The organism is Streptomyces sp. NBC_01352 (assembly GCF_036237295.1).
GTDB lineage: Bacteria > Actinomycetota > Actinomycetes > Streptomycetales > Streptomycetaceae > Streptomyces > Streptomyces plumbiresistens.
Window position 1 is genome coordinate 8,470,802 of sequence record NZ_CP108354.1, and the last position, 24,185, is coordinate 8,494,986.

At 71.4% G+C, this 24,185-nt stretch carries 22 protein-coding genes and 1 pseudogene; 18 read left to right on the forward strand and 5 right to left on the reverse strand.

Translation table 11 applies throughout. The features are described from left to right. Positions 1-49: 49 nt before the first annotated feature. Positions 50-1,006 (forward strand): LLM class F420-dependent oxidoreductase, encoded by a 957-nt coding sequence (locus tag OG252_RS38955; RefSeq protein WP_329342108.1) that lies wholly within the window; start codon positions 50-52, stop codon positions 1,004-1,006. 3 nt (positions 1,007-1,009) lie between these two features. On the opposite strand, the gene OG252_RS38960 is transcribed toward OG252_RS38955, so the two are convergent. Next, on the reverse strand, positions 1,010-2,392 hold the full coding sequence (locus OG252_RS38960; RefSeq protein ID WP_266442063.1) for an FAD-binding oxidoreductase: 1,383 nt from the start codon (positions 2,390-2,392) through the stop codon (positions 1,010-1,012). A gap of 266 nt (positions 2,393-2,658) precedes the next feature. Continuing rightward, positions 2,659-4,461 (reverse strand): glycoside hydrolase family 15 protein, encoded by a 1,803-nt coding sequence (locus OG252_RS38965; protein WP_266448696.1) that lies wholly within the window; start codon positions 4,459-4,461, stop codon positions 2,659-2,661. A 524-nt stretch (positions 4,462-4,985) separates the two neighbouring features. On the opposite strand from OG252_RS38965, the gene OG252_RS38970 reads away from it, so the two are divergent. The 15 genes and pseudogenes from OG252_RS38970 (at position 4,986) to OG252_RS39040 (ending at position 20,771) form a co-directional block, all read left to right on the forward strand. Next, a complete protein-coding gene (locus OG252_RS38970) occupies positions 4,986-6,650 on the forward strand; it encodes a CTP synthase (protein WP_266448699.1) in 1,665 nt (554 codons plus the stop codon). 86 nt (positions 6,651-6,736) lie between these two features. After that, positions 6,737-7,363, forward strand: a complete 627-nt coding sequence (locus OG252_RS38975) for an NUDIX domain-containing protein (RefSeq protein ID WP_266442067.1) — start codon at positions 6,737-6,739, stop codon at positions 7,361-7,363. 161 nt (positions 7,364-7,524) lie between these two features. Further along, complete coding sequence (locus tag OG252_RS38980; RefSeq protein ID WP_329342111.1) at positions 7,525-9,615, forward strand: tetratricopeptide repeat protein; 2,091 nt, start codon at positions 7,525-7,527, stop codon at positions 9,613-9,615. Between the two features lie 135 nt (positions 9,616-9,750). Further along, a complete protein-coding gene (gene ald / locus OG252_RS38985; protein ID WP_307673768.1) occupies positions 9,751-10,875 on the forward strand; it encodes an alanine dehydrogenase in 1,125 nt (374 codons plus the stop codon). 425 nt (positions 10,876-11,300) lie between these two features. Further along, positions 11,301-12,437 carry a ParA family protein gene (locus OG252_RS38990; protein WP_266442077.1) on the forward strand — a complete coding sequence of 379 codons (1,137 nt, stop codon included), beginning with the start codon at positions 11,301-11,303 and terminating at the stop codon, positions 12,435-12,437. Then, positions 12,422-13,009, forward strand: a complete 588-nt coding sequence (locus OG252_RS38995; protein WP_266442080.1) for a hypothetical protein — start codon at positions 12,422-12,424, stop codon at positions 13,007-13,009. Before OG252_RS38990 ends, OG252_RS38995 begins: the two co-directional genes overlap by 16 nt. An 18-nt stretch (positions 13,010-13,027) precedes the next feature. Continuing rightward, complete coding sequence (locus OG252_RS39000) at positions 13,028-14,092, forward strand: segregation and condensation protein A (protein ID WP_329342115.1); 1,065 nt, start codon at positions 13,028-13,030, stop codon at positions 14,090-14,092. Further along, on the forward strand, positions 14,089-14,763 hold the full coding sequence (gene scpB / locus OG252_RS39005; protein ID WP_329342117.1) for an SMC-Scp complex subunit ScpB: 675 nt from the start codon (positions 14,089-14,091) through the stop codon (positions 14,761-14,763). Before OG252_RS39000 ends, scpB begins: the two co-directional genes overlap by 4 nt. Next, positions 14,763-15,890: a pseudouridine synthase gene (locus OG252_RS39010; protein ID WP_266442086.1), complete on the forward strand. Its 1,128-nt coding sequence runs from the start codon at positions 14,763-14,765 to the stop codon at positions 15,888-15,890. Before scpB ends, OG252_RS39010 begins: the two co-directional genes overlap by 1 nt. A 97-nt stretch (positions 15,891-15,987) precedes the next feature. Further along, on the forward strand, positions 15,988-16,947 hold the full coding sequence (locus OG252_RS39015) for a sigma-70 family RNA polymerase sigma factor (protein WP_329342119.1): 960 nt from the start codon (positions 15,988-15,990) through the stop codon (positions 16,945-16,947). After that, on the forward strand, positions 16,944-17,498 hold the full coding sequence (locus OG252_RS39020; protein WP_329342121.1) for a TIGR03086 family metal-binding protein: 555 nt from the start codon (positions 16,944-16,946) through the stop codon (positions 17,496-17,498). Before OG252_RS39015 ends, OG252_RS39020 begins: the two co-directional genes overlap by 4 nt. A 52-nt stretch (positions 17,499-17,550) precedes the next feature. Continuing rightward, a complete protein-coding gene (locus OG252_RS39025; protein ID WP_329342123.1) occupies positions 17,551-18,462 on the forward strand; it encodes an MFS transporter in 912 nt (303 codons plus the stop codon). Positions 18,463-18,480: 18 nt separating this feature from the next. Continuing rightward, positions 18,481-18,963: pseudogene (locus OG252_RS39030) on the forward strand (MFS transporter); the annotation flags it as partial. Positions 18,964-19,026: 63 nt separating this feature from the next. Continuing rightward, positions 19,027-19,758 carry an NUDIX hydrolase gene (locus OG252_RS39035; RefSeq protein WP_329342125.1) on the forward strand — a complete coding sequence of 244 codons (732 nt, stop codon included), beginning with the start codon at positions 19,027-19,029 and terminating at the stop codon, positions 19,756-19,758. Next, positions 19,755-20,771: an ADP-ribosylglycohydrolase family protein gene (locus OG252_RS39040; protein WP_329342127.1), complete on the forward strand. Its 1,017-nt coding sequence runs from the start codon at positions 19,755-19,757 to the stop codon at positions 20,769-20,771. The genes OG252_RS39035 and OG252_RS39040 overlap by 4 nt, the downstream gene beginning before the upstream one ends. 27 nt (positions 20,772-20,798) lie before the next feature. On the opposite strand, the gene OG252_RS39045 is transcribed toward OG252_RS39040, so the two are convergent. From OG252_RS39045 to OG252_RS39055, 3 genes are read right to left on the reverse strand one after another with little or no spacing between them, the layout of a single operon-like run. After that, positions 20,799-21,209, reverse strand: a complete 411-nt coding sequence (locus OG252_RS39045) for a Rieske (2Fe-2S) protein (RefSeq protein ID WP_266442112.1) — start codon at positions 21,207-21,209, stop codon at positions 20,799-20,801. After that, positions 21,206-21,790 carry a DUF6529 family protein gene (locus OG252_RS39050; RefSeq protein WP_266442114.1) on the reverse strand — a complete coding sequence of 195 codons (585 nt, stop codon included), beginning with the start codon at positions 21,788-21,790 and terminating at the stop codon, positions 21,206-21,208. The genes OG252_RS39045 and OG252_RS39050 overlap by 4 nt, the downstream gene beginning before the upstream one ends. A gap of 18 nt (positions 21,791-21,808) precedes the next feature. Then, a complete protein-coding gene (locus OG252_RS39055) occupies positions 21,809-22,471 on the reverse strand; it encodes a hypothetical protein (protein ID WP_266442116.1) in 663 nt (220 codons plus the stop codon). A gap of 241 nt (positions 22,472-22,712) precedes the next feature. Here OG252_RS39055 and aroH point away from each other — a divergent pair, with 241 nt between their 5' ends. Continuing rightward, positions 22,713-23,075: a chorismate mutase gene (gene aroH / locus OG252_RS39060; protein ID WP_266442119.1), complete on the forward strand. Its 363-nt coding sequence runs from the start codon at positions 22,713-22,715 to the stop codon at positions 23,073-23,075. After that, the gene (locus OG252_RS39065) at positions 23,072-24,157 is read left to right on the forward strand and encodes a prephenate dehydrogenase (protein WP_266442121.1); all 1,086 of its coding nucleotides are present in this window, start codon (positions 23,072-23,074) and stop codon (positions 24,155-24,157) included. The genes aroH and OG252_RS39065 overlap by 4 nt, the downstream gene beginning before the upstream one ends. Positions 24,158-24,185: the final 28 nt, after the last annotated feature.

Genomic DNA, 24,185 nt, shown 5'->3' on the forward strand with positions numbered 1-24,185 from the left:
CCTGCGGCGCGCCCGGTTAGGGAGATCACCGCCGGGTAGCGGCGGGAGCATGGACATCAGTGTGGTCGCCGTGGGGCGGGAGGACGACAGTCCGGTCGACGAGCCGTTGCGGGTCGCGGTGCTCGCCGACCGGCTCGGATATCGCGAGGTGTGGGCCGGTGAGGGGCCCACCTGGGACTCCTTCGTCCTGGCCACCGCGATCGGCCGGGCCACCGAACGGGTCGCGCTGACCGCCGGCCCGGTCCCGGTGTCGGTGCGCGACCCGTTCACGATCGCCCGGGGTGCCGCGGGCGTCGCGGCCGTCACCGGCCGCCCGGCCGGGGTGGCGCTGGGCACCTCCAGCAAGCGCGTGGTCGAGGGCGTGCACGGGCGGCCCCGGATCCGGCCCGCGGCCGCGCTGGAGGACAGCGCGGCGGCCGTACGGCGCTTTCTGCACGCCGTGCCGGGGGAGCCGGTCGTGCCGGACAGTCCCTTCCGGCGCCGGCTCCCGCCGCCCGGCGGCCGGCTCACCGTGGCGGCGTTCGGGGACCGCGCGATCGCCACGGCCGCCGCGCACGCCGACCGCATGCTGCTGGACATCGTCTCGCCGGAACAGGTGCGGGTCCTGCGGGGCAAACTGCTCGCGGCGGCCGTGAAGGCCGACCGCACCCCGCCCACGCTGGCCGCCTGGCTGCCCGCGGCCGTCGATCCGGAGCCGGAGTCCCTCGCCCAGGTCCTCGCAAGCATCGCCGGATATCTGACCGTGCCGGGCTACAGCGACATGTTCACCGCGGCGGGCCTCGGCGAGGCGGTTCAGCTGGCCGCGGCCGGCGCCGACCGGGACACCCTGCTGCGCGCGCTCCCGCCGAAGGCCGCGGGCGCGGTCGGTCTGGTCGGGGACCTCGACGCCGTACGGGCCCGGATCGACGCCTATGCCGAGGCCGGGCTCGACGAGATCGCGCTGGTGCCGGCCACGGCGGGCGATCCGGCGGGGGAGCGGACACTGATGGCGCTCAGGCCGGTCTGACGCTCAGGCCGGCTTGATGTTGTGGTTGAAGCGGAACACGTTGTCCGGGTCGTACTGCCGCTTCACCATCGCCATCCGCCGGGCGTTCTCGGCACCCAGACCGGCCACCACGCGCTCCGCGCCCTCGTCGCCGATGAAGTTGAGGTAGACCGCGCCGGTGCTCCACGGCCGCACGTCGGCGCGCACGTCCCGGACCCACTGGACGGCGCGCTCGTCGTCGGCCGGGTCCTCCCAGGCCGCGAAGGGGTGCACCGCCCACGGCGCGTCCCGGTACGGCACCGGATACTCGCGCGGCCCGTCGGCGATCGCGCCGCCCTGCGGGAACAGCACGTGCTGGGTGCTGGACGGCACGGGCATGGAGCGCGCGCGGTCGCAGAAGACGTCCACGAAGTCGTCGGGCGCCTGAGAGACGTACTCCGCCGACCAGTAGTTCCGCATCCCGGGCGGATCGTCGATCATGCACTGGACGTCGGCGTACGGCATCGCCCCGACGACCTCCGCCTCGTGCGGCAGCGCCAGCAGCGGCTCGGCGAGCTTGCGCAGGTCCTCCTCGCCGCCGGCGTACGTCAGCAGCACCCCGCACAGCAGCGTGCCGACCAGATGCGGCGGGACGAACTCCTCGGGCGGGCCGGTGAGATAGATGACACCTCCGGCCGCCTCGACCGGGCCGACCGAGATCAGGTCGCGGTAGGTGCGGACGACCTCGGGGCCGTGCTCCGGCAGGTACAGGACCAGGGCGATGGAGAACTCGGGCAGCTCGTGCAGCTTCAGGGTGATCGCGGTGGCGATGCCGAAGTTGCCGCCGCCGCCGTGCAGGGCCCAGAACAGCTCGGGGTTCTCGTCGGCGCTCGCGGTGACCCGGTCGCCGTCGGCGGTGACCAGCTCGACGCCGAGCAGATTGTCGACGGCGAGCCCGCAGCAGCGGTCCAGCCAGCCGGTGCCGCCACCGAGGACGAAGCCGCCGACGCCGGTGGTGGAGGCCCGGCCGCCGGTGGTCGCGAGGCCGTACGGCTGGGTGGCGCGGTCCAGGTGGCTCATCGTGGCCCCGCCCCCGACCCGTACCGCCTCGGCCCCCGGGTGGACGGTCACCCCGTGCATCCGCCGCAGGTCGACGACCAGCCCGTTGTCGTTCAGCGCCATGCCTGCCACGCTGTGCCCGCCACCGCGGACCGCGATCTTCAGGTCCAGCTCCCGCCCGAAGCGCACGGCCCGTACGACGTCGTCCTCGTCCGCGCACTGCGCGATCACCGCGGGCCGCCGGTCGATCATGCCGTTGTGAACGGTCCGGGCCTCGTCGTAGCCCGGATCTCCGGGTGCGAACACCTCACCGGTCAGATCCTCGCGCAACGCGGCAAGAGCCGCGCCCGCCTTCGAGAGGGAAGCCATGGCCGCCCCCTTCCGTGCAGGGGGTTGGTGGCTTCCAGCCTAGGCCCTGTCGTCACCTTCCCGTCTGCCGTGCGGCGTCATGCACGCACTCTCGCCGCGCCGGGCACAGACCTCCGTACAACCAGTACGAGGGCCTGTGCCCGGCACGCCGAGAGCACGCACCTACAGCTACATCAGCCGCCCGAAGGGCGGGCACGGCCCGCCCTTCGGGCGGACGACGGGAAGGTGACGACAGGGCCTAGGCGGGCGCGGTGGGTCGGTCCTGTTCAGCCGCCGTACGCACCCGACGCCGTCAGACGCAGGGCCGTGTCGATCAGCGGGACGTGGCTGAACGCCTGCGGGAAGTTGCCGACCTGGCGTTGCAGGCGTGAGTCCCACTCCTCGGCCAGCAGCCCGAGGTCGTTGCGCAGGGACAGCAGCTTCTCGAACAGCTTGCGGGCCTCGTCCACGCGGCCGATCATCGCGAGGTCGTCCGCCATCCAGAACGAGCAGGCGAGGAAGGCGCCCTCGTCGCCCGCCAGGCCGTCCACGCCCGCGTCCTCGCCGGCCGTCGGGTAGCGCAGGATGAAGCCGTCCGACGTGGACAGCTCGCGCTGGATCGCCTCGATCGTGCCGATCACGCGCTTGTCGTCGGGGGGCAGGAAGCCCATCTGGGGGATGAGGAGCAGCGAGGCGTCCAGCTCCTTCGAGCCGTACGACTGCGTGAAGGTGTTGCGCTCCTTGTCGTAACCCTTCTCACACACGTCCCGGTGGATGTCGTCGCGCAGTTCGCGCCACTTCTCCAGCGGGCCGTCCGCGTCACCGGACTCGATCAGCTTGATGGTGCGGTCGACGGCGACCCAGGCCATCACCTTGGAGTGCACGAAGTGGCGGCGCGGGCCGCGCACCTCCCAGATGCCCTCGTCCGGCTCGTCCCAGTGGTCCTCCAGGTAGCGGATCAGCTTCAGCTGGAGCAGGGACGCGTAGTCGTTGCGGGCCAGGCCCGTCATGTGGGCCAGGTGCAGGGCCTCGGTCACCTCGCCGTACACGTCCAGCTGGAGCTGGTGCGCGGCGCCGTTGCCGACCCGGACCGGCCCGGAGTTCTCGTAGCCGGGCAGCCAGTCCAGCTCGGCCTCGCCCAGCTCGCGCTCGCCCGCGATGCCGTACATGATCTGCAGGTTCTCCGGGTCGCCGGCGACGGCCCGCAGCAGCCACTCGCGCCAGGCGCGGGCCTCCTCGCGGTAGCCGGTGCGCAGCAGCGAGGACAGGGTGATCGCCGCGTCCCGCAGCCAGGTGTAGCGGTAGTCCCAGTTGCGGACGCCGCCGATCTCCTCCGGCAGGGAGGTGGTGGGGGCGGCGACGATGCCGCCCGTCGGGGCGTACGTCAGCGCCTTCAGCGTGATCAGCGAGCGGACCACCGCCTCGCGGTACGGGCCGTGGTAGGTGCAGTGCTCCACCCAGTCCCGCCAGAAGTCCTCCGTCGCCTCCAGGGACTGCTCGGGCTCCGGCAGCGGCGGCGGCTGCTTGTGCGAGGGCTCCCAGGAGATGGTGAACGCGATCCGCTCACCCGGCGCGACCGTGAAGTCCGCGTAGGTCGTCAGCGACTTGCCGTAGGTCTCGGCCTCCGTGTCGAACCACACGGAGTCCGGACCGGCGACGGCCACCGTACGGCCCTCGTGCTTGTGCACCCACGGGACGACCCGGCCGTAGGAGAAACGCATCCGGAGCGCCGAGCGCATCGGGACGCGGCCCGAGACGCCCTCCACGATCCGGATCAGCTGCGGGGCGCCGTCACGCGGTGGCATGAAGTCCGTCACACGGACCGTGCCGCGGGGGGTGTCCCACTCGGATTCCAGGATCAGGGAGTCGCCGCGGTAGCTGCGCCGGGCCGCCGTGGGCGGTTCGGCGTCGGCCGCGTGCGCGGGACCGAGCCGCCAGAAGCCGTGCTCCTCGGTGCCCAGCAGACCGGCGAAGATGGCATGCGAGTCGAAGCGGGGCAGGCACAGCCAGTCCACTGTGCCGTCCCGGCAGACCAGGGCGGCGGTCTGCATGTCTCCGATGAGTGCGTAATCTTCGATGCGCCCGGCCACGTGCAACTCCAGTCGAACGGCCACGTCGCCCCCGGGAAATACGGGGGCTGTCGCTAGTGCGGTCAAGGGGTCTTTGTCATGCGTCGTTGAGTGGTGAAGCAAAACAGTCCGTGCTGCTGTGAGGCAAAACGACATCTGTTGCTCAACGAACTGACGAGCTCTCGTTGTTCCGGTGCTTACGGGCGGGGGTGGTGCCGTGTTGCCGGCCTGGCTCGGTCAGCGAGTGTCCGAGCAGGATACGACGCACGTAGATGATCTGCGTGCCGCTCCCGGCAACGTGGGTGAGCCGAACGGGTGAGCACCGGGTGAGAAACACGTGCGGTTGTGCGGGTCCGTGTCGACGCGTGTGCGGAGCGTGGCCGGAAGCCATCTCGCCCGGGCGCTGATACCCTGGTAGCCCGTGGACCGGTGGGCAAGAAACCCCCGAACCGCAGCGACGGCACCTCCAGTAAAACCCGGGTTCTCCGGGCCGGACGAGCCGCCCCGCACCCCCAGACCGCGACCACGGGAGCCCCCTCTTGGCCATGCCGCCCGCTGCTTTTCGAAACAGCACAGCCACGACGACCAAGCACATCTTCGTCACCGGGGGTGTCGCCTCCTCGCTCGGCAAGGGCCTCACCGCCTCCAGCCTCGGCATGCTGCTCAAGGCCCGCGGCCTGCGGGTGGTCATGCAGAAGCTCGACCCCTACCTGAACGTCGACCCGGGCACGATGAACCCCTTCCAGCACGGTGAGGTGTTCGTCACCAACGACGGCGCCGAGACCGACCTGGACATCGGCCACTACGAGCGCTTCCTCGACCGCGACCTGGACGGCTCGGCCAACGTCACCACCGGCCAGATCTACTCGACGGTGATCGCCAAGGAGCGGCGCGGCGAGTACCTGGGCGACACCGTCCAGGTCATCCCGCACATCACCAACGAGATCAAGCACCGCATCCGCCGCATGGCGACGGACGAGGTGGACGTCGTGATCACCGAGGTCGGCGGCACGGTCGGCGACATCGAGTCGCTGCCGTTCCTGGAGACCGTGCGTCAGGTCCGTCACGAGGTCGGCCGCGACAACGTCTTTGTGGTGCATATCTCGCTCCTGCCGTACATCGGCCCCTCGGGGGAGCTGAAGACGAAGCCGACCCAGCACTCGGTTGCGGCTCTGCGGAACATCGGTATCCAGCCGGACGCGATCGTGCTGCGCTGCGACCGCGAGGTGCCGACCGCGATCAAGCGCAAGATCTCGCTGATGTGCGACGTCGACGAGGCCGCCGTGGTCGCCTGCCCCGACGCCCGCTCGATCTACGACATCCCCAAGACCGTGCACGGCGAGGGCCTGGACGCCTACGTCGTCCGCAAGCTGGACCTGGCCTTCCGCGACGTGGACTGGACCACCTGGGACGACCTGCTCGACCGCGTCCACAACCCCGACCACGAGATCACGCTCGCCCTGGTCGGCAAGTACATCGACCTGCCCGACGCCTACCTCTCGGTCACCGAGGCGCTGCGTGCCGGCGGGTTCGCCAACAAGGCCCGCGTGAAGATCAAGTGGGTCACCTCGGACGACTGCAAGACCCAGGCCGGCGCCGCCCAGCAGCTCGGTGACGTCGACGGCATCTGCATCCCCGGCGGCTTCGGCGACCGCGGTGTGCTCGGCAAGGTCGGCGCCATCCGCTACGCCCGCGAGCACAAGCTCCCGCTGCTCGGCCTGTGCCTGGGCCTGCAGTGCATCGTGATCGAGGCCGCGCGCAACCTGGCCGACATCCCGGACGCCAACTCCACCGAGTTCGACGCCGCCACCGGCCACCCGGTCATCTCCACCATGGCCGAGCAGCTCGACATCGTCGCCGGTGAGGGTGACATGGGCGGCACCATGCGCCTGGGCATGTACCCGGCCAAGCTGGCCGAGGGCTCGATCGTGCGCGAGGTGTACGACGGCAAGGAGTACGTCGAGGAGCGCCACCGGCACCGCTACGAGGTGAACAACGCCTACCGCGCGGAGCTGGAGAAGAAGGCGGGCATCCTGTTCTCCGGCACCTCGCCGGACGGCAAGCTCGTCGAGTACGTGGAGTACCCGCGCGAGGTCCACCCGTATCTGGTCGCGACCCAGGCGCACCCGGAGCTGCGCTCGCGTCCGACGCGTCCGCACCCGCTGTTCGCCGGGCTCGTGAAGGCGGCGGTCGAGCGGCAGAATTCGTAGCTGCACGACAGTTGTACGGTGGCCGGGGCGCGCGCATTCAAAAGGTGTGTGCCCCGGCCTCTTTTTCGTATCGGGAAGGACAGGGCATGACGATCAAGGACACCCCCGAAGCGTGGGAGATCCGGGCGACCGAGACCCCCTTCGTGGGCAACAAGACCTCGGTCCGCACGGACGAGGTGGTCATGCCCGACGGTTCGGTGGTCAAGCGCGACTACCAGGTCCACCCCGGCTCCGTGGCCGTCGTCGCCCTCGACGGCGAGGACCGTGTCCTGCTCATCAAGCAGTACCGGCACCCGGTGCGGCAGAAGCTGTGGGAGATCCCGGCCGGCCTGCTCGACGTCCCCGGCGAGAACCCGCTGCACGCCGCCCAGCGCGAGCTGTACGAGGAAGCACACGTCAAGGCCGAGGACTGGCGGGTGCTGACCGACGTGTACACGACGGCCGGCGGCTGTGACGAGGCCGTACGGATCTTCCTCGCCCGCGATCTGTCCGAGGCCGAAGGAGAGCGCTTCGAGGTGGAGGACGAGGAGGCCGACATGGAGCACGCGCGTGTGCCGGTCGACGAGCTCGTCCGGGGCGTGCTCGCGGGGGAGCTGCACAACAACTGCCTCGTCGTGGGCGTGCTTTCGCTGGTCGCCGCGCGCGCCGGGGAAGGGCTCGACGCCCTGCGCCCGGCCGAGGCCCCCTGGCCCGCGCGCCCCTTCGAGTCCTGAACGCACACCCCGTGCCGCTGATGTGACCATCTGCTGATCCGATCGGGGGACGTGTCCGCCGCGCTCCACACGGAACGTAGCAGAGCGTGAACTAGGCTCTGGAAACGCCCGAACCGGAGTCCCGGCGGGCTTGCGTGTGCGGTGGGACGGGAGTGTGGCCCGTGACGGACCAGGCGGTGGACACAGGCGGCGTGCAGCTGTCCCAAGACGCTGCTGCGGAGACTCGATTCCTGGGCCGTACAAGAGAGTTGAAAGAGCTCCGCGCCGACATCGAGCGCGCCGGCCTGGACACCATCTCGGGCCGCAAGGCCCCACGCGCGCGCGTGCTGCTCATCGCGGGCAAATCCGGCTCGGGGCGCACGGCGCTGGCCGAGGAACTCGTACGGCAGGTCGCGGACGGTTACCGGGACGGGGTGCTCCGGGCCCGCCTCAGCGAGCCCGACGGCACGCCCGTACCGACCGAGCGCGTCGCCCGCGAACTGCTGACCGCGCTGGAGCTGCCGACGCCCGCCGGAGCCGCCGAGGACGACCTCACGGCGGCGCTACGCGAGGCCCTCGCCGACCGCCGGACGCTGCTTCTGCTCGACGACGCGGCCTCCGCCGAGCAGGTCGACGCGCTCCTGCCGGACACCCCGGAATGCCTGGTCGTGGCCGTCTCCGGGGGCCCGCTGACCGGCATCGCGGACGTCCGCCCGTGCACCCTGGGCGGCCTCGACACCAAGTCCGCCGTCGAACTGCTGTCCCGGCACACCGGCTCGGTCCGCATCACCGTCGACCCCCGTGCGGCCGAGGGGCTGGTCGAGGAGTGCCAGGGCCAGCCAGCCGCGCTGATGCTGGCCGGCGGCTGGCTCGCCGCCCGCCCCAAGGCGGCCGTCGCCGACCTCGCCAAGCACCTGCACGCCGACGGCGACGAAGGGACCACTCCGCTCGGCAGGGTCTTCCGGCTCGCCTGCACGTCCCTGCCCGCCCCGGCCGCCCGGATACTGCGACTGCTCTCCCTCGCCCCGGCCGGCCTGGTCGACCCGCACACCGCCGCCGCCCTCGCCGGCTGCTCGGTGGGCGGCGCCCGCACCACCCTGGACGACTTCGTCGCCCTCGGCCTGCTGCACGCCGTGGAGTCGCCACTGCCGCAGTACGAGGTCCCCGGCTGCCTCCAGCCGCTGCTGAAGGCCCTCGCCGAGGCCCAGGACCGCCCCGCCGAGCTTCAGCTGGCCCGTGCCCGGATGCTGGAGCGGACCGTACGGCTGCTGCAGTCGTGCCGGGCGATCACCGAGACCGACAGCCCGGAGGCCCGCGAGAAGCTCCAGGGCATGCCGCGCTCCCTGCGCTTCCCGAGCCCGAGGGCGGCCGCCGACTGGCTGAGCATCCGCAGGCCCGCCCTGCTGGCCGCGGCCCGCCTCGCGGTCGCCGACGGCGAGCTGGACACCCTCGCCCGGCGCCTGATGTCCCAGCTCGTGCGGGCGATGGTCGCCCACTTCGGCACCCAGGCCGCCGCGCCCGACCTGTACGACATCCACCGCCTCGTCCTGGATGTGGCCGAGCGCCGTGAACTGCCTCGCGAGAAGGCCGCCGCCCTGTTGAACCTCGCCGACCTGGACGCCCGGACCGGCCGCGCCCAGGAGGCCCTGGCGCGCTACCGGGCGGCTCTGGACGCCGGACGGGAGGCAAATGATCCGTACGCGACCGGCCGCGCGATGGAATCCGTAGGCGGCGCCCATCTGGAGCTCGGGGACTACGACCGGGCCGCCGACTGGTACGGCCGGGCCCTCGTCCAGCGGCTCGCCCGGGACGAGCGCGCGGACGCCGCGCGGCTGTACGGCCGTATCGCCGCGGCCCACACCTATGCGGGCCGGTACGGCGAGGCGCAGCGCAACTGGCGGGCCGCGGTCGCGGGGCACCGCAAGAACGGCGATGTGGCCGCCCACGCAAGGGCGTTGAGCGAACTCGCGCGCGTCCAGGAGTACGCCGGACGGCTCGAGGAGTCGATGGAGACCTGCCTCGAGGCGGTCGAGTGGGCGCGCCGCGCCGAGGACGTCCGGCTCCAGGCCGCGCTTCAACTGCGGCTCGCCGACACGCTGGAACACCTCGGTGATCCGGCGGCCGCCTCGCTGCACCGCGGTGCCGCCGAGAGACTGCTGGCCGAGGAGCCTCAGGAGCCCGAAACGCAGGCCGAGCCGGGGCCGGAACAGCCCGATCTACCGGAACATGACGCTAACGCCTGCGAAATCCGTAGTACATCCGCTGAAGATTGATGCAATGAAAGGCTAGACAGCGGGAACACCTTCATTAGACTGGCTCTGCCGCACCTTCTCCTGCGGTGTCTCCCGGTGTGCCCTCGCATGCCTGGGTATGTCTTGTAATGCCCCACACTCACTGAGCCAAGGACCGTGATCGACGTGAAGGTCGGCATCCCCCGCGAGGTCAAGAACAACGAGTTCCGGGTGGCCATCACCCCCGCCGGCGTGCACGAGCTGGTGCGCCACGGCCACCAGGTCGTCGTCGAGCGGGGCGCCGGCCTCGGTTCCTCGATCACGGACGACGAGTACGTCGCCGCCGGCGCCGGGATCCTGGACACCGCCGACGAGGTCTGGGCCACCGCCGACCTGCTGCTGAAGGTCAAGGAGCCCATCGCCGAGGAGTACCACCGCCTCCGCAAGGACCAGACGCTCTTCACCTACCTGCACCTGGCCGCCTCCAAGGAGTGCACGGACGCGCTCGTCGAGTCCGGCACCACCGCGATCGCATACGAGACGGTCGAGCTGCCCAGCCGCGCGCTCCCGCTGCTCGCCCCCATGTCGGAGGTCGCGGGCCGGCTGGCCCCCCAGGTCGGCGCCTACCACCTGATGCGCGCCAACGGTGGCCGCGGTGTGCTGCCCGGCGGTGTCCCGGGCGTGCTGGCCGCCAAGGCCGTCGTCATCGGCGGCGGTGTCTCCGGCTGGAACGCCGCGCAGATCGCCATCGGCATGGGCTTCCACGTGACCCTGCTCGACAAGGACATCAACAAGCTCAAGGAGGCCGACAAGGTCTTCGGTACGAAGATCCAGACCGTCGTCTCCAACGCCTTCGAGCTCGAGAAGGCCTGCCTCGAGGCCGACCTCGTCATCGGCGCCGTCCTCATCCCGGGCGCCAAGGCCCCGAAGCTGGTCACCAACGAGCTCGTGTCGCGCATGAAGCCGGGAAGTGTCCTTGTCGACATCGCGATCGATCAGGGCGGCTGCTTCGAGGACTCCCGCCCGACCACCCACGCCGAGCCGACCTTCCCGGTCCACAACTCGGTCTTCTACTGCGTCGCCAACATGCCCGGCGCGGTGCCCAACACCTCCACCTACGCGCTCACCAACGCGACGCTGCCGTACATCGTCGAACTCGCCGACCACGGCTGGGTGGAGGCGCTGCGCCGCGATTCCGCGCTGGCGAAGGGTCTCAACGCCCATGACGGCAAGGTCGTTTACCGCGAGGTCGCCGAGGCGCACGGCCTGGAGCACGTGGAGCTGGAGACGCTCCTCGGCTGACCGCCGACAGCGTGCAGCGGCAGGTCGCCGTCGCTAAGTCACCATTGGGCAAAAGGCGATACGTCAACACAGGTCGTCAACACCGCGCACCCGGCCGGACCTTGCCCGACAAGGTCCGGCCGGGTGTGTGTATGGTCACTTTGCGGCTCAAGGTCAACTCGCCTCGAACGTAACCCTTGAACCGATTCGTACACCGGTGAAACCCACCGTGCGACGGCCGTACGCCCTTGACAGAGGGATGTTTCATTGCCGACACATCCTGCCGGGTCCGGCGGATTGTGTTGCTGCGAACGCCCGACACGCCATAGAGTCGCCAACCGTCGGCATGGTGCCACGCTGACCTGTCTAGAAGTTTCCTGGTCACCAAGGAGGTAAGACGACTTGTGAATGAGTCGACATTTTCTCCCGGGGGTGGTCAACCAGGAATGCCTGCACGGGCCGAGGGCCCCGCGGGGTTCGAGGCTGTCGGCTCCGTCGCGGTGCGCACCTTCGCAGCCCACCGGAGTCACCGGATCTCAGGGGTGACTCAGCCAGCACACCAGAGCATGGATGGCCATCACGTGAACGCCATGGCCGGCGAGGGAAGTGGCGCGCCCCACAACCACTTCGCCGACTACGACGAACTGCCCGACGGGCACTTCTACGATCCCGACGCCGAGTACGAGCCCGACCCCGAGTACGCGGCCACGCTCGCGCCCGACGCTGCCCGTCAGCGCCGTGAGCGGATCGGCCCGACCGGTCGTCCGCTGCCGTACTTCCCGATCCCGGGTCCGCTGACCGATCACGGACCCGCGAAGATCATCGCGATGTGCAACCAGAAGGGCGGCGTCGGCAAGACGACGTCGACCATCAACCTGGGTGCCGCTCTCGCGGAGTACGGCCGTCGTGTGCTGCTCGTGGACTTCGACCCGCAGGGCGCGCTGTCGGTGGGTCTCGGTGTCAACCCGATGGAGCTCGACCTCACGGTCTACAACCTGCTCATGGAGCGGGGCATGGCGGCCGACGAGGTGCTCCTGAAGACGGCGGTCCCCAACATGGACCTGCTGCCCAGCAACATCGACCTGTCCGCCGCCGAGGTCCAGCTGGTCTCCGAGGTCGCGCGCGAGTCGACGCTGCAACGCGCCCTGAAGCCGCTCATGGCCGACTACGACTACATCGTCATCGACTGTCAGCCCTCGCTCGGCCTGCTCACGGTGAACGCCCTGACGGCCGCGCACAAGGTGATCGTGCCCCTGGAGTGCGAGTTCTTCGCCCTCCGCGGGGTCGCGCTGCTGACGGAGACCATCGAGAAGGTCCAGGAACGGCTCAACCCGGATCTGGAGCTCGACGGCATCCTCGCCACGATGTACGACTCGCGCACGGTGCACAGCCGTGAGGTGCTCGCACGGGTCGTCGAGGCCTTCGACGACCACGTTTACCACACGGTCATCGGGCGTACGGTCCGCTTCCCGGAGACCACGGTCGCCGGTGAGCCGATCACCACGTACGCCTCCAACTCCGTCGGGGCCGCCGCCTATCGCCAGCTCGCCAGGGAGGTGCTCGCCCGGTGTCACGCCGAGTGAGTCTGCCGGGGGCCGACGAACTGTTCCGTACGACAGGGGGAATGGCGCTCCAGGCGTCCTCTCCCCGGCGGGGGACCAACGGCGAGGCCCGGGTGCCGGCTCCCGCGGGGGAGCCCGACGGGGCCGCCGGCGGGTCGTCCTCCGGTGAGGACGCACCGCAGTCGGTGCCGGCCCAGGGCGGTGACGGCGACGGCGCGGAGCATGTGGCGACCGACGCCGAGCCGACCGAGGCCGGCGAGTCCCGCAACCGGGGCGCGGACCGCTCCGGGCGTCGTCAGGGCCCGCAGGAAGGTTCTGCCTCGGGTGCCGCGGCCGCCGCGCCGCGCGGCAAGCGCGGACGGGCGGCCTCGCGCCGGCCCAGCGGGCGGGAGCGGCACGACGAGAAGATCACGGTGTACGTCTCCGCCGAGGAGCTCATGGACCTGGAGCACGCGCGTCTGGTGCTGCGGGGCGAGCACGGGCTGGCCGTCGACCGTGGGCGGATCGTGCGGGAGGCCGTGGCCGTCGTGCTGGCCGATCTGGAGTCGCGCGGGGACGCGAGCATCCTCGTACGACGGCTGCGTGGGCGGTAGCGGTAGCCTGCGGGGGCCATGACCTCGAACGACCTTCCCCCCGGCTCCGGCGCAGCTGCCGGTCGTCGGCGTGCGCTGGGGAGGGGGCCGGGGTCTGATCCGGTGGCCGAGGCCGAGGCTCCGACGCCTGCGCCTGAGCCTGCCCACGCTGCCGACGGCGATCATGAGGAGCCGCCTGCGGCTCGGCCCGAGACGTCTGCCCAGTCCGAGACGCCGCGCAGCGAGCCTGAGCCCGTCCAGCCCCAAGAACCCGACGACGGTGTCTTCAAGGTCCGCCTCTCCAACTTCGAGGGGCCCTTCGACCTGCTCCTCCAGTTGATCTCCCGGCACAAGCTGGACGTCACCGAGGTCGCGCTGTCGAAGGTCACCGACGAGTTCATGGCGCACATCAGGGCGATGGGGCCGGACTGGGACCTCGACCAGACGACCGAGTTCCTGGTCGTCGCGGCGACGCTGCTGGACCTGAAGGCGGCCCGCCTGCTGCCCGCCGCCGAGGTGGAGGACGAGGCCGACCTGGCGTTGCTGGAGGCCCGGGACCTGCTGTTCGCGCGGCTCCTGCAGTACCGCGCGTACAAGCAGATCGCCGACATCTTCAGCGGACGGCTCGACGAGGAGGCCCGCCGCTACCCCCGTACCGTCGGACTCGAACCGCACCACGCCGAGCTGCTGCCCGAGGTGGTCATCAGCATCGGCGCGGAGGGGTTCGCGAGGCTCGCCGTCAAGGCGATGCAGCCCAGGCCCAAGCCGCAGGTGTACGTCGACCACATCCACGCGCCGCTGGTGAGCGTGCAGGAGCAGGCCGGGATCGTCGTCGCCCGGCTCAAGGAGCTGGGAGAGGCCAGCTTCCGGGTACTGGTCGAGGACACCGACGACACCCTGACCGTCGTGGCGCGCTTCCTGGCCCTGCTGGAGCTCTACCGGGAGAAGGCCGTCGCCCTCGACCAGGAGACCGCCCTCGGGGAGCTGCTGGTGCGCTGGACCGGTGGGGACGGAGACGCCCAGCCCGTCGTCACCGACGAGTTCGACCGGCCGCCCGAGGTGCCCACGGCGTCCACGGCGCCCAAGGAGGAGAAGAAGGCGTGAGCGAGGAGATGACCGACGTTCCGGCCGGGCAGCGCACCGTCGCCGACCTCGACCTCAAGCCGGCCCTGGAGGCCGTCCTAATGGTCGTCGACGAGCCCGCGACCGAGGAGCACCTGGCGAAGATCCTCCAGCGGCCCAAGCGGCAGATCGGGGACGCGCTGCGGGAGCTGGCCGACGACTACACCGTGCAGGGGCGTGGCTTCGAGCTGCGGCTGATCGCCGGCGGCTGGCGTTTCTACAGCCGCCCCGAGTACGCGGCGGCGGTCGAGGGCTTCGTCCTGGACGGCCAGCAGGCCCGGCTCACCCAGGCCGCCCTGGAGACGCTGGCGGTGGTCGCCTACCGCCAGCCGGTCAGCCGCAGCAGGGTCTCGGCGGTCCGCGGAGTCAACTGTGACGGCGTGATGCGCACCCTTCTCCAGCGCGGTCTGGTCGAGGAGGCGGGCACGGAACCCGAAACAGGTGCGATCCTGTACACGACGACGAACTACTTCCTGGAGCGGATGGGCCTGCGCGGTCTGGACGAGCTCCCGGAGCTCGCGCCCTTCCTCCCGGAGGCGGAGGCGATCGAGGCCGAGACCCAGGAAGCCGTACCGTCGTTCGATCCGGATGCTCCGGACTCGGACGACGGGCCCGGGATGAACATGCCTATTTCGACAACGACGGACATTTGATGCGAAGCAGCGGTAGCGGCAAGAGCGGCGGGCGCGGCAACCCCCGCGGGGCCGGCAACAACAGGGGCCAGAAGCAGGGCCAGGGTCCGGGCAAGGGACAGGGCCAGGCCAAGGGGCAGAGCCAGGGTCAGGGCCAGGCCAAGGGCCAGGGCCGTCCCAGCAAGCCCCGCCCCGAGGAGCGCCGCTACGACGTGGGCCCCAGCGCGTCTCACGAGGGCCCGAAGGCGGGGCGCGGCGGCGCGGCCCGCGGCGGCGCCAAGGGCGGGCCGAAGAAGCCCCAGCAGCGCGGGCGGAGTGCGCCGGCGACCTCGCGTGAGTACGAGACGCGGGCCGAGGAGCGCAACCGCGAGCGGTACGCGGACAAGAAGGACGTCAAGCTGCCCAAGACCTTCCCGGGCGCCGAGGAGGAGGGCGAGCGGCTGCAGAAGGTCCTCGCGCGCGCGGGCTACGGCTCCCGGCGGGCCTGCGAGGAGCTGATCGAGCAGGCGCGGGTCGAGGTCAACGGCGAGATCGTCATGGAGCAGGGCAAGCGGGTCGACCCGGAGAAGGACGAGGTCAAGGTCGACGGCCTGACGGTCGCGACGCAGTCGTACCAGTTCTTCTCGCTGAACAAGCCCGCCGGTGTCGTCTCGACGATGGAGGACACCGAGGGCCGTCAGTGCCTCGGCGACTACGTCACCAACCGCGAGACCCGGCTCTTCCACGTCGGCCGGCTCGACACCGAGACCGAGGGCGTCATCCTGCTCACCAACCACGGCGAGCTGGCACACCGGCTGACCCACCCCAAGTACGGCGTGAAGAAGGTCTACCTCGCGCACATCGTGGGCCCGATCCCGCGCGACCTGGGCAAGCAGCTGAAGAACGGCATCCAGCTGGAGGACGGGTACGCGAAGGCGGACCACTTCCGGGTCGTCGAGCAGACCGGCAAGAACTACCTCGTCGAGGTCACCCTCCACGAGGGCCGCAAGCACATCGTCCGCCGCATGCTGGCGGAAGCGGGCTTCCCGGTCGACAAGCTGGTGCGGGTCGCCTTCGGGCCGATCACCCTGGGCGACCAGAAGTCGGGCTGGCTGCGGCGGCTGTCGAACACCGAGGTCGGGATGCTGATGAAGGAAGTCGACCTGTAGATCGCCGTTCACGGTGGCCGGTTCCGAAATCGACTCGGGACCGGCCGATTCGTTTTCGCCCTCCCGCCGGTCTGTACCGGGGACGGAGGGAGCGGGGATGACCACGACGACGGACCGCGACGAGTTCGTGCGGCTGACCGACCCGTACCGGCGGGAGCTGCTCGCGCACTGCTACCGGATGCTCGGCTCGGTGGACGAGGCCGAGGACCTGGTGCAGGAGACGTATCTGCGGGCGTGGCGGTCCTACGCCGGCTACGAGGGCCGGGCGTCGCTGCGCACCTGGCTCCACCGGATCGCCACCAACACGTGTCTGACGGCGCTGGAGAGCCGTGTGCGGCGTCCGCTGCCCACGGGACTGGGCGGGCCCTCGGACGGGCCCGAGGAGCCGCTGGGCGCCCCGGCGACGGACGTTCCGTGGCTTCAGCCGCTGCCCGACGCCCTCGTCGACCCCGCGACGGTCGTGGCGGCACGCGGCAGTCTGCGGCTCGCGCTCGTCGCCGCGCTGCAGCACCTGCCCGCGCGGCAGCGGGCGGTGCTCATCCTGCGGGACGTGCTGGCCTGGCGGGCGCCCGAGGTCGCCTCGCTCCTCGGCACCTCCACGGCGGCCGTCAAAAGCAGCCTCCAACGCGCGCGTGCCCGTCTCGACGAGGTCGCCCCCGAGGAGGACCTCGTCGTCGAACCCGACGGCGCGGCCGATCGCGAGGTGCTCGACCGGTACATGGCCGCCTTCGAGAACGCCGACATGGAGGCGCTGCTCGGGCTCCTCCAGGACGGGATCGAGCTGGAGATGCCGCCTCACCTGGAGTGGTTCGTCGGCAAGAAGGACGTCCTGCGGTTCCTGCGGCCGCGCGTGCACGAGAAGGGCGGCATCCGCATGTTCCCCACGCGCGCGAACGGGCAGCCCGCCGTCGTCATGTACGAGCGCGGGACGGACGGCGTCTTCAGGGCGCACGCCGTGCAGGTCCTCACCGTCGAGGAGGGGGCCGTCGCCCGCATCACGGCCTTCCTGGACCTGGCACCGCTCGGCCGCTTCGGGATGCCGAAGGTGCTGTCATGAACCCCGGGGAGCTGCTGGAGCGTTCGCTCGCCTATGCACTCGGCAGCGTGGCCGGGGTTGCCCCCGGCGGCCTGGGGCGGCGGACGCCGTGCGTCCAGTGGGATCTGGGGGAACTGCTCGGGCATCTCGACGACTCGCTGGACGCGCTCCACGAGGGGCTGACCGGCGGGCGGATCGGGCTCTTTCCCGGTGAGCCGTCGGTGGATCCCGCGTGCGGCTTCCGCCGGCGTGCGGGTGCGGTGCTCGGCGCCTGGGCGGCGGGGCCGGTGGAGCGGGTGCTGGTCGGCCAACGGCCGCTGGAGATACGGCTGATGGTCGCCGTGGGCGCCGTCGAGATCGCCGTGCACGGTTGGGACGTCGCCCAGGCCTGCGGGCGCGGGCGACCCATTCCTGAGGCCCTCGCGGCCGAGCTGCTGCCCGTCGTGCGGTGTGTGGTCGAGGAGGCCGACCGGGGGGTGCGGTTCGCCGAGCCGGTCGCCGTGTCGTCGTGCGCCCCGCCCGAGGCCCGGCTGCTGGGCTTCCTGGGGCGCCGCGATTCCTTTCCGGGGTGACGTGGGTCTGCCTTCCGTGAGTGACCTCAAGGACCTCACGGAAGGCACCTTCATGACCGACACCACTGTGCGTGTCCCCGTCCCCGAGCCGCCGGGCGAACAGGCGCCCCCGCGGCGCGTGTGGACCGTGACGCTCGCCGGGCTCGGGGCGCTGCTGTGCTCCCTGGACGTCGTGGTCGTCGCGACCGCGCTGCCCGCGCTGCGGGCCGACTTCGGGGCGAGCCTGTCCCAACTGGAATGGACGATCAACGCCTACAACCTCGTCTTCGCCTGCCTGACCCTGACCGGCGCCGCGCTCGGCGACCGGTTCGGGCGGCGGCGCATGTACGTCGTCGGCCTCGCCGTCTTCACCCTGGCCTCCGCCGCCGCGGCCCTCGCGGGCGGCCCGGGACAGCTCATCACCGCCCGTGTGGTGCAGGGCGCGGGGGCCGCCGTACTCCTGCCGCTCACCCTGACCTTGATCAGCGAGGCGTTCCCGGCCGAGAAGCGGGGCATGGCCATCGGGGTGTGGGGCGGGGTGACCGGCCTCGGCGTGGCGGCCGGGCCCGTGCTCGGCGGGGCGGTCACCGAAGGACTGTCCTGGCAGTGGATCTTCTGGCTGAACGTGCCCATCGGCATCGCGATGATGCCCCTGGCCGCCACGAAACTCCGCGAGAGCTACGGCACCAGGCCCCAACTCGACCTGGTCGGACTGGTGTTGGCGGCCGTGGGGCTGACGGGCCTGGCCTGGGCGCCGGTGCGGGCTCCCGAAGCGGGCTGGGGGAGCGTCGAGGTGCTGGCCGCGCTGGTCGTCGGGACCGTGTCCGTGGCGGCCTTCCTGGGGTGGGAGCAACGCGGCGCCCGGTATCCGATGCTGCCACTCGGATACTTCCGGCGGCGTGCCTTCTCCACCGCCAACGCCGCCGCCTTTCTCCTCTTCGGCTCGCTGCTCGGCGCCCTCTTCATGATCACGCAGCTCCTCTAGTTCGGGCTCGGCTACTCCCCGCTGGAGGCGGGCGTGCGCATCCTCGTGTGGAACGCCATGCCCCTGCTGGTGGCACCGGTCGCGGGCGCGCTCGCGGACCGGTTCGGCACCCGCCCGTTCATGCTGACCGGCCTGGCGTTGCAGGCGACGGGGCTCGGGCTGCTGGCCTGGCAGATCGAACCCGGCGTCGGATACGGGCAGATGGTGGTCCCGCTGATCATCGCGGGCATCGGCATCTCCATGGTGTTCCCCAGCGTCGCGAACGCCGTGACCTCGTCCGTTCCGCTGAGCGACGCGGGCGTCGCCGCCGGCGTCAACAACGCGCTGCGCGAGCTGGGCGGGGTCTTCGGGGTGGCCGTCGCCGCGGCCGTGTTCATGACCTACGGCGGCTACGGCTCACCGGCCGCCTTCCTGGACGGGTGCGCACCAGCGCTCTGGGTCTCCGCGGGGGCCGCGGCGGCGGGGGCGGTGGTGGCGGTGTTCGCACCGGGCCGCGAGTAGGGGGTTGTGGAGAGGCACCCACCCTCTTTATAGTCGTACTGACTATAAAGAGGGTGGGTGCGGATGGACGGCGACGACGAGGCCTACGACAAGTACGCCCACGAACCCTTCGCGGTCACCGTCGACCTCGCCGTGCTCACCCTTCGCGCGGGAGCGCTGCACGTCCTGCTCGTCGAGCGCGGGCAGGAGCCGTACGCCGGGCACTGGGCGCTGCCCGGCGGGTTCGTGCAGCCGGACGAGTCGGCGGAGACGGCCGCCCGGCGGGAGCTCGCCGAGGAGACCGGCCTCGCGGACGTGTCCGGGCTGCACCTGGAACAGCTGTGGACCTACAGCGAGCCCGACCGGGACCCCCGCATGCGGGTCGTGTCCGTCGCGTTCGCCGCGCTGCTCCCGGACCCGCCCGAACCGCACGGCGGCAGTGACGCGGCGCAGGCGCGCTGGGTGCCCTACGACTCGGCCCGGCCGCTCGCCTTCGACCACGACCGCATCCTGGCCGACGCCCATGAACGCGTCGGCGCCAAGCTCGAGCACACCCGCCTCGCCACCGCCTTCTGCCCGCCCGAGTTCACGCTCGGCGAGTTGCAGCAGGTCTACGAGACCGTGTGGGGCACCACGCTCGACCGGCCCAACTTCCGGCGCAAGGTGCTCGCCACACCCGGGTTCGTCGAGCCGGTGCCCGGTGCCGCCCGGCTGACCGGCGGCCGGGGCAAACCGGCCGCGCTGTACCGGGCGGGTCCGGCCACCGCCCTGCATCCGCCCCTCCTCCGACCGTCCCGGGAAGGACGCCCCGCATGACCACCACCCTCACCAAGCGCGCCGCCACGGGCTCGCTCATCGGGCTCGCCCTCGGTGACGCGCTCGGAAACCCGACCGAGTTCCACAGCGTGTCGTCGATCACCGACAGGTTCGGGCCGTGGCGGGACATGTCGCTGCCGACCCCTGCCCTCGTCACCGACGACACGCAGATGACGCTGGCGCTGGGGAAGGGGCTGCGGACGGCCATGGACCGGGGAGTGCTCGGGCCCGACATGGCCGAGCCCGTGCGGCGGGAGTTCATCGCCTGGAACCGCTCCCCGGAGAACAACCGGGCCCCGGGCAACACATGCCTGCGGGCCTGCGCCCTCCTGGAGCGTCCCGATCTGCCCTGGCAGGACGCCAGCCAGATCGGCTCCAAGGGCTGCGGAGCCAACATGCGGGTCGCGCCCGTCGGGCTGATCCCCGGCCTGAGCGACGAGCAGCGTGCGGGCGCGGCCCAGTTGCAGTCCGCCCTCACACACGGGCATCCGACGGCACTCGCCGCCTCCGACCTCACCGCGCACGCCGTACGGCTGCTCGCGCACGGGACCGAGCCGGGCGAACTGGTCGGGCTGCTGCGGTCGTACGCCGAGGAGAACCGGAGCCGGTACCACGAGCGCTGGCTCGGGGACCTGTGGGCGCGCAGCCAGGATCCCGGCCCCGAGCACTTCATCGCCCGCGGGTGGGACGAGTGCCTGGCGATCCTGGACCGCCTCGAGGCCGCCCTGCGCTCGCCCTCGCCCGAGTCCGACCCGTGCCTGGCCACCGGCGAGGGGTGGATCGCCGAAGAGGCCATGGCGACCGGGCTGCTGAGCTTCCTGCTCTTCGCGGACGAGCCGGTGACGGCCCTGCGCCGGGCCGCCTGCACCGCCGGTGACTCGGACTCCATCGCGTGTCTGGCGGGTGCCTTCGCGGGCGCGTACCTGGGCGCGGAGGTCTGGCCGGCCGAGTGGGCGGACCGGATCGAGTACCAGGGCGAGCTGGTGACCCTCGGGGCGCTCTGGGACGCCTGACGGGGCTGCCGAACCGGTCCGCGGCGGTCAGGCCACGGTGATCGAGTCCCCTGACACCTTGATCTGCTTCTCGGGCAGGGGCTTGGTCGCCGGCGGGTTCTGCACCGCGCCGTCCGTGATGCTGAACTTGCTGCCGTGGCAGGTGCAGTTGATGGTGCCGTCGGTGACGTTGGCGACCGGGCACTGCTGGTGGGTGCAGATGTTCGAGAAGGCCTTGAAGTCGCCTTCCGTCGGCTGGGTGACGACGATCTTCTCGTCCGGGAAGATCTTGCCGCCGCCGACCGGGATGTCGCCCGTCTTCGCCAGTTCCTGCCCGGCGGAGGCCTCGACCGAGGACGAACCGGAGTCGCTGTCGTCGCCGTACTCGCTGCATCCGACGGTGAGCGCCGCCGCGCCCGTCGCGAGGAGAACCGTGCGCCGCGTCGGGCCTTGAGTCATGTCGTCACTCCGAAGGTGCGGAAGAACCAGAGGGCTGAGGTGAGCCAGATGATCGTGAGGGTGGTGAAGACCAGGCCGCCGACGATGGGCAGCAGCCAGCCGGGGAGTCGCTCCGAACGGAGCAGCAGCATCTTGGCACTGAAGGCACCGAAGAAGAAGCAACCCAGGAGAGAGTGCCACAAAACGCGCGTTTCGTACGTCTGATACCCCAGCGCGTACAGACAGTGCACCGCGACCGGCACCGCCACCAGGAACGCCACCCGGCCCGACCAGCGGTGCAGGGCCGGAGACCAGCGAGGTCCGGGCAGCCTGCCGTAGACCATCGCCGCCGAGACCACCTGGACGAGGGCGAAGAAGAACGCGACGGTGCCCAGCCACGACTTCACCGCCCCGGTGCTGCTGAAGCCGGCCAGGTTGAAGGCGGTCCCCGCCGGATCGTGGACCTTGCCGTACACACCCAGGCCCACCGCCACCGCGGCGGCCACGAGCGCCGGGACCAGATAGCGGGCCGGGTGCGGGCGACGGTGGTCGGGCTCCGGGGACGGGAAGTTCTGGGTGGCGGCGTTCGGGTCGACGGTCATCAACGACTCCGGGAAGGGTCAGGGGGTGACGGGGCGTGCCGTGAGCTGCTGTCCGTCGATCGTCACCGCGCCGGTCTCCGGGTCGATCCGCGGTGCTGGTGAGGATTCGCCGTCGCGGGTGAGGATGCCGACCTGCCGGCCGTCCGGCAGGACGATCCAGCCGCCGTCGACCTTCGCGCCGCGCACCGTCGCCGTGGCCCGGTACAGCCCGGACGGCTTCTTCGCCTTGTCGGCGGTGAACGCGTACTGCCCGCCGTCGATGTCGACGGTGCCGCTGATCCGCTTGCCCTCCTTGAGGGTGCCGTTCAGCTCGGCGCCGTGCTTCCCGGTGAGCTTCATGGTGCCGTCGTCCTCGACGTCGCCCTTCAGCCAGGACTCCTTGGCGCGGCCGTCGCAGAAGTACGCGATCGCCTTGCCGTCGCGCAGCGTCACGGCGACGGACGCGGAGTCGTCGGTGGTACGGCCCGCGTAGTCGGCGTCGGGAATCTGGGTGAGGGACGGGGACGGCGAGGGGGACGCGGTCGTCCGGGTGGGCGTCGGAGAGGCCGTGGCCGCCTCCGGTGACTCCTCGGCGTACGAGGTGGAGGCGCTCTTCGTGCCCGTCGTCGAGTTCATCGACAGCATGAACAGGCCGAGCAGCAGTCCCGCGAGCAGAGTGACGACAGGTCCCGAACGCTTCATGAAAGGCCTCCCCCGAGGCGAGCTTCCTGCCATCAGAGCGGACCGGGGGCCCCGCGTCCAGAGGCGCACGGGGGCGTTCTCGCCCCAAGTAGCGGATTTGCGCGTTACGGGTGACCTTGGCGGGGTTCGCCGTGAGAGACGGGCACCGTCTCAGCGGGCGGGCGCCGCGCACCGGCTCCACACGGGCTGACTAGGCTGGATGAACCAAGAGCCGACAGATACATCAGCAAGGAGCATGATCGTGGCGGTACGAGCGGTGAGGGGCGCCGTCCAGCTCGAGCGGGACGAGGCCGGCCACATGGACGAGCAGGTCGGGGCCCTGCTCACCGCGGTCCTGGAGCGCAACGGCCTCACCCCGGACGACCTGATCAGCATCTGGTTCACGGCCACGCCCGACCTGCACAGCGACTTCCCGGCCGCCGCGGCCCGCAAGCTCGGCATCGTCGACGTGCCGCTGATCTGCGCCCAGGAACTGGACATCGAGGGCGCCATGCCCCGCGTCGTCCGCGTCCTCGCGCACATCGAGTCGGACCGGCCCCGCGCCGACATCGCGCATGTCTACCTCGGCGCCGCGGCCGCCCTGCGCAAGGACATCGCCCAGTGAGAACCGCCCTCGTCATCGGCACCGGCCTCATCGGTACGTCCGTCGCCCTGGCCCTGTCCCAGCGGGGCGTCGTCGTCCACCTCGCCGACCACGACCCGGAGCAGGCCCGTACGGCGGCCGCGCTCGGCGCCGGCACCGACGAGGCGCCCGAGCAGCCCGTCGACCTCGCGATCGTCGCCGCCCCGCCCGCCCACGTGGCCGCGGTACTCGCCGACGCGATGCACCGGGGCGTCGCCCGCGGCTACCTCGACGTGGCCAGCGTCAAGGGCGGTCCGCGCCGCGAGCTGGAGGCACTCGGTCTCGACCTGTCGGCGTACATCGGCAGCCACCCGATGTCGGGCCGCGAGAAGTCGGGCCCGCTGGCCGCCACCGGCGACCTCTTCGAGGGCCGCCCCTGGGTGCTGACGCCGACCCGGGACACCGACACCGAGGTGCTGAACCTCGCCCTGGAACTGGTCTCGCACTGCCGTGCCGTGCCGGTGGTGATGGACGCCGACGCCCACGACCGTGCCGTCGCCCTCGTCTCCCACATGCCCCACCTGGTCTCCAGCATGGTCGCCGCGCGCCTGGAGCACGCCGAGGAGGCCGCCGTACGGCTGTGCGGGCAGGGCATCCGGGACGTGACCCGGATCGCCGCGTCCGACCCCGGGATGTGGATCGACATCCTGTCCGCGAACCCGGGGCCGGTCGCCGACCTCCTCGCGGACGTCTCCGCCGACCTCGACGAGACGGTCCGGGCGCTCAGGGCCCTGCAGGCCTCCGACGAGGACAAGCGGCGCGAGGGCACCATCGGCATCGAGAGCGTCCTGCGGCGCGGCAACGCGGGCCAGGTCCGGGTGCCCGGCAAGCACGGATCCGCTCCCCGGGCGTACGAGGTCGTGGCCGTCCTCATCGACGACCAGCCCGGCCAGCTGGCCCGCATCTTCGCGGACGCGGGGATGGCCGGGGTCAACATCGAGGACGTACGGATCGAGCACGCGACCGGGCAGCAGGCCGGTCTGGTGCAGCTGATGGTGGAGCCCAAGGCGGCGCCGGTCCTGACGGCGGCACTGCGGGAGCGGGGCTGGGCCATCCGTCAGTAAGGAGGCCTCTGGCGAGCCAGTAACCTTG

What these genes read in the sequence shown, in the direction of transcription:
- OG252_RS38955 (WP_329342108.1), top strand. Translation starts at nt 50, where the DNA reads ATGGACATCAGTGTGGTCGCCGTGGGGCGGGAGGACGACAGTCCGGTC.
- OG252_RS38960 (WP_266442063.1), bottom strand. Translation starts at nt 2,392, where the DNA reads ATGGCTTCCCTCTCGAAGGCGGGCGCGGCTCTTGCCGCGTTGCGCGAG.
- OG252_RS38970 (WP_266448699.1), top strand. Translation starts at nt 4,986, where the DNA reads ATGCCGCCCGCTGCTTTTCGAAACAGCACAGCCACGACGACCAAGCAC.
- OG252_RS38975 (WP_266442067.1), top strand. Translation starts at nt 6,737, where the DNA reads ATGACGATCAAGGACACCCCCGAAGCGTGGGAGATCCGGGCGACCGAG.
- OG252_RS38990 (WP_266442077.1), top strand. Translation starts at nt 11,301, where the DNA reads ATGCCTGCACGGGCCGAGGGCCCCGCGGGGTTCGAGGCTGTCGGCTCC.
- OG252_RS39000 (WP_329342115.1), top strand. Translation starts at nt 13,028, where the DNA reads ATGACCTCGAACGACCTTCCCCCCGGCTCCGGCGCAGCTGCCGGTCGT.
- OG252_RS39010 (WP_266442086.1), top strand. Translation starts at nt 14,763, where the DNA reads ATGCGAAGCAGCGGTAGCGGCAAGAGCGGCGGGCGCGGCAACCCCCGC.
- OG252_RS39015 (WP_329342119.1), top strand. Translation starts at nt 15,988, where the DNA reads ATGACCACGACGACGGACCGCGACGAGTTCGTGCGGCTGACCGACCCG.
- OG252_RS39020 (WP_329342121.1), top strand. Translation starts at nt 16,944, where the DNA reads ATGAACCCCGGGGAGCTGCTGGAGCGTTCGCTCGCCTATGCACTCGGC.
- OG252_RS39025 (WP_329342123.1), top strand. Translation starts at nt 17,551, where the DNA reads ATGACCGACACCACTGTGCGTGTCCCCGTCCCCGAGCCGCCGGGCGAA.
- OG252_RS39035 (WP_329342125.1), top strand. Translation starts at nt 19,027, where the DNA reads ATGGACGGCGACGACGAGGCCTACGACAAGTACGCCCACGAACCCTTC.
- OG252_RS39040 (WP_329342127.1), top strand. Translation starts at nt 19,755, where the DNA reads ATGACCACCACCCTCACCAAGCGCGCCGCCACGGGCTCGCTCATCGGG.
- OG252_RS39045 (WP_266442112.1), bottom strand. Translation starts at nt 21,209, where the DNA reads ATGACTCAAGGCCCGACGCGGCGCACGGTTCTCCTCGCGACGGGCGCG.
- OG252_RS39050 (WP_266442114.1), bottom strand. Translation starts at nt 21,790, where the DNA reads ATGACCGTCGACCCGAACGCCGCCACCCAGAACTTCCCGTCCCCGGAG.
- OG252_RS39055 (WP_266442116.1), bottom strand. Translation starts at nt 22,471, where the DNA reads ATGAAGCGTTCGGGACCTGTCGTCACTCTGCTCGCGGGACTGCTGCTC.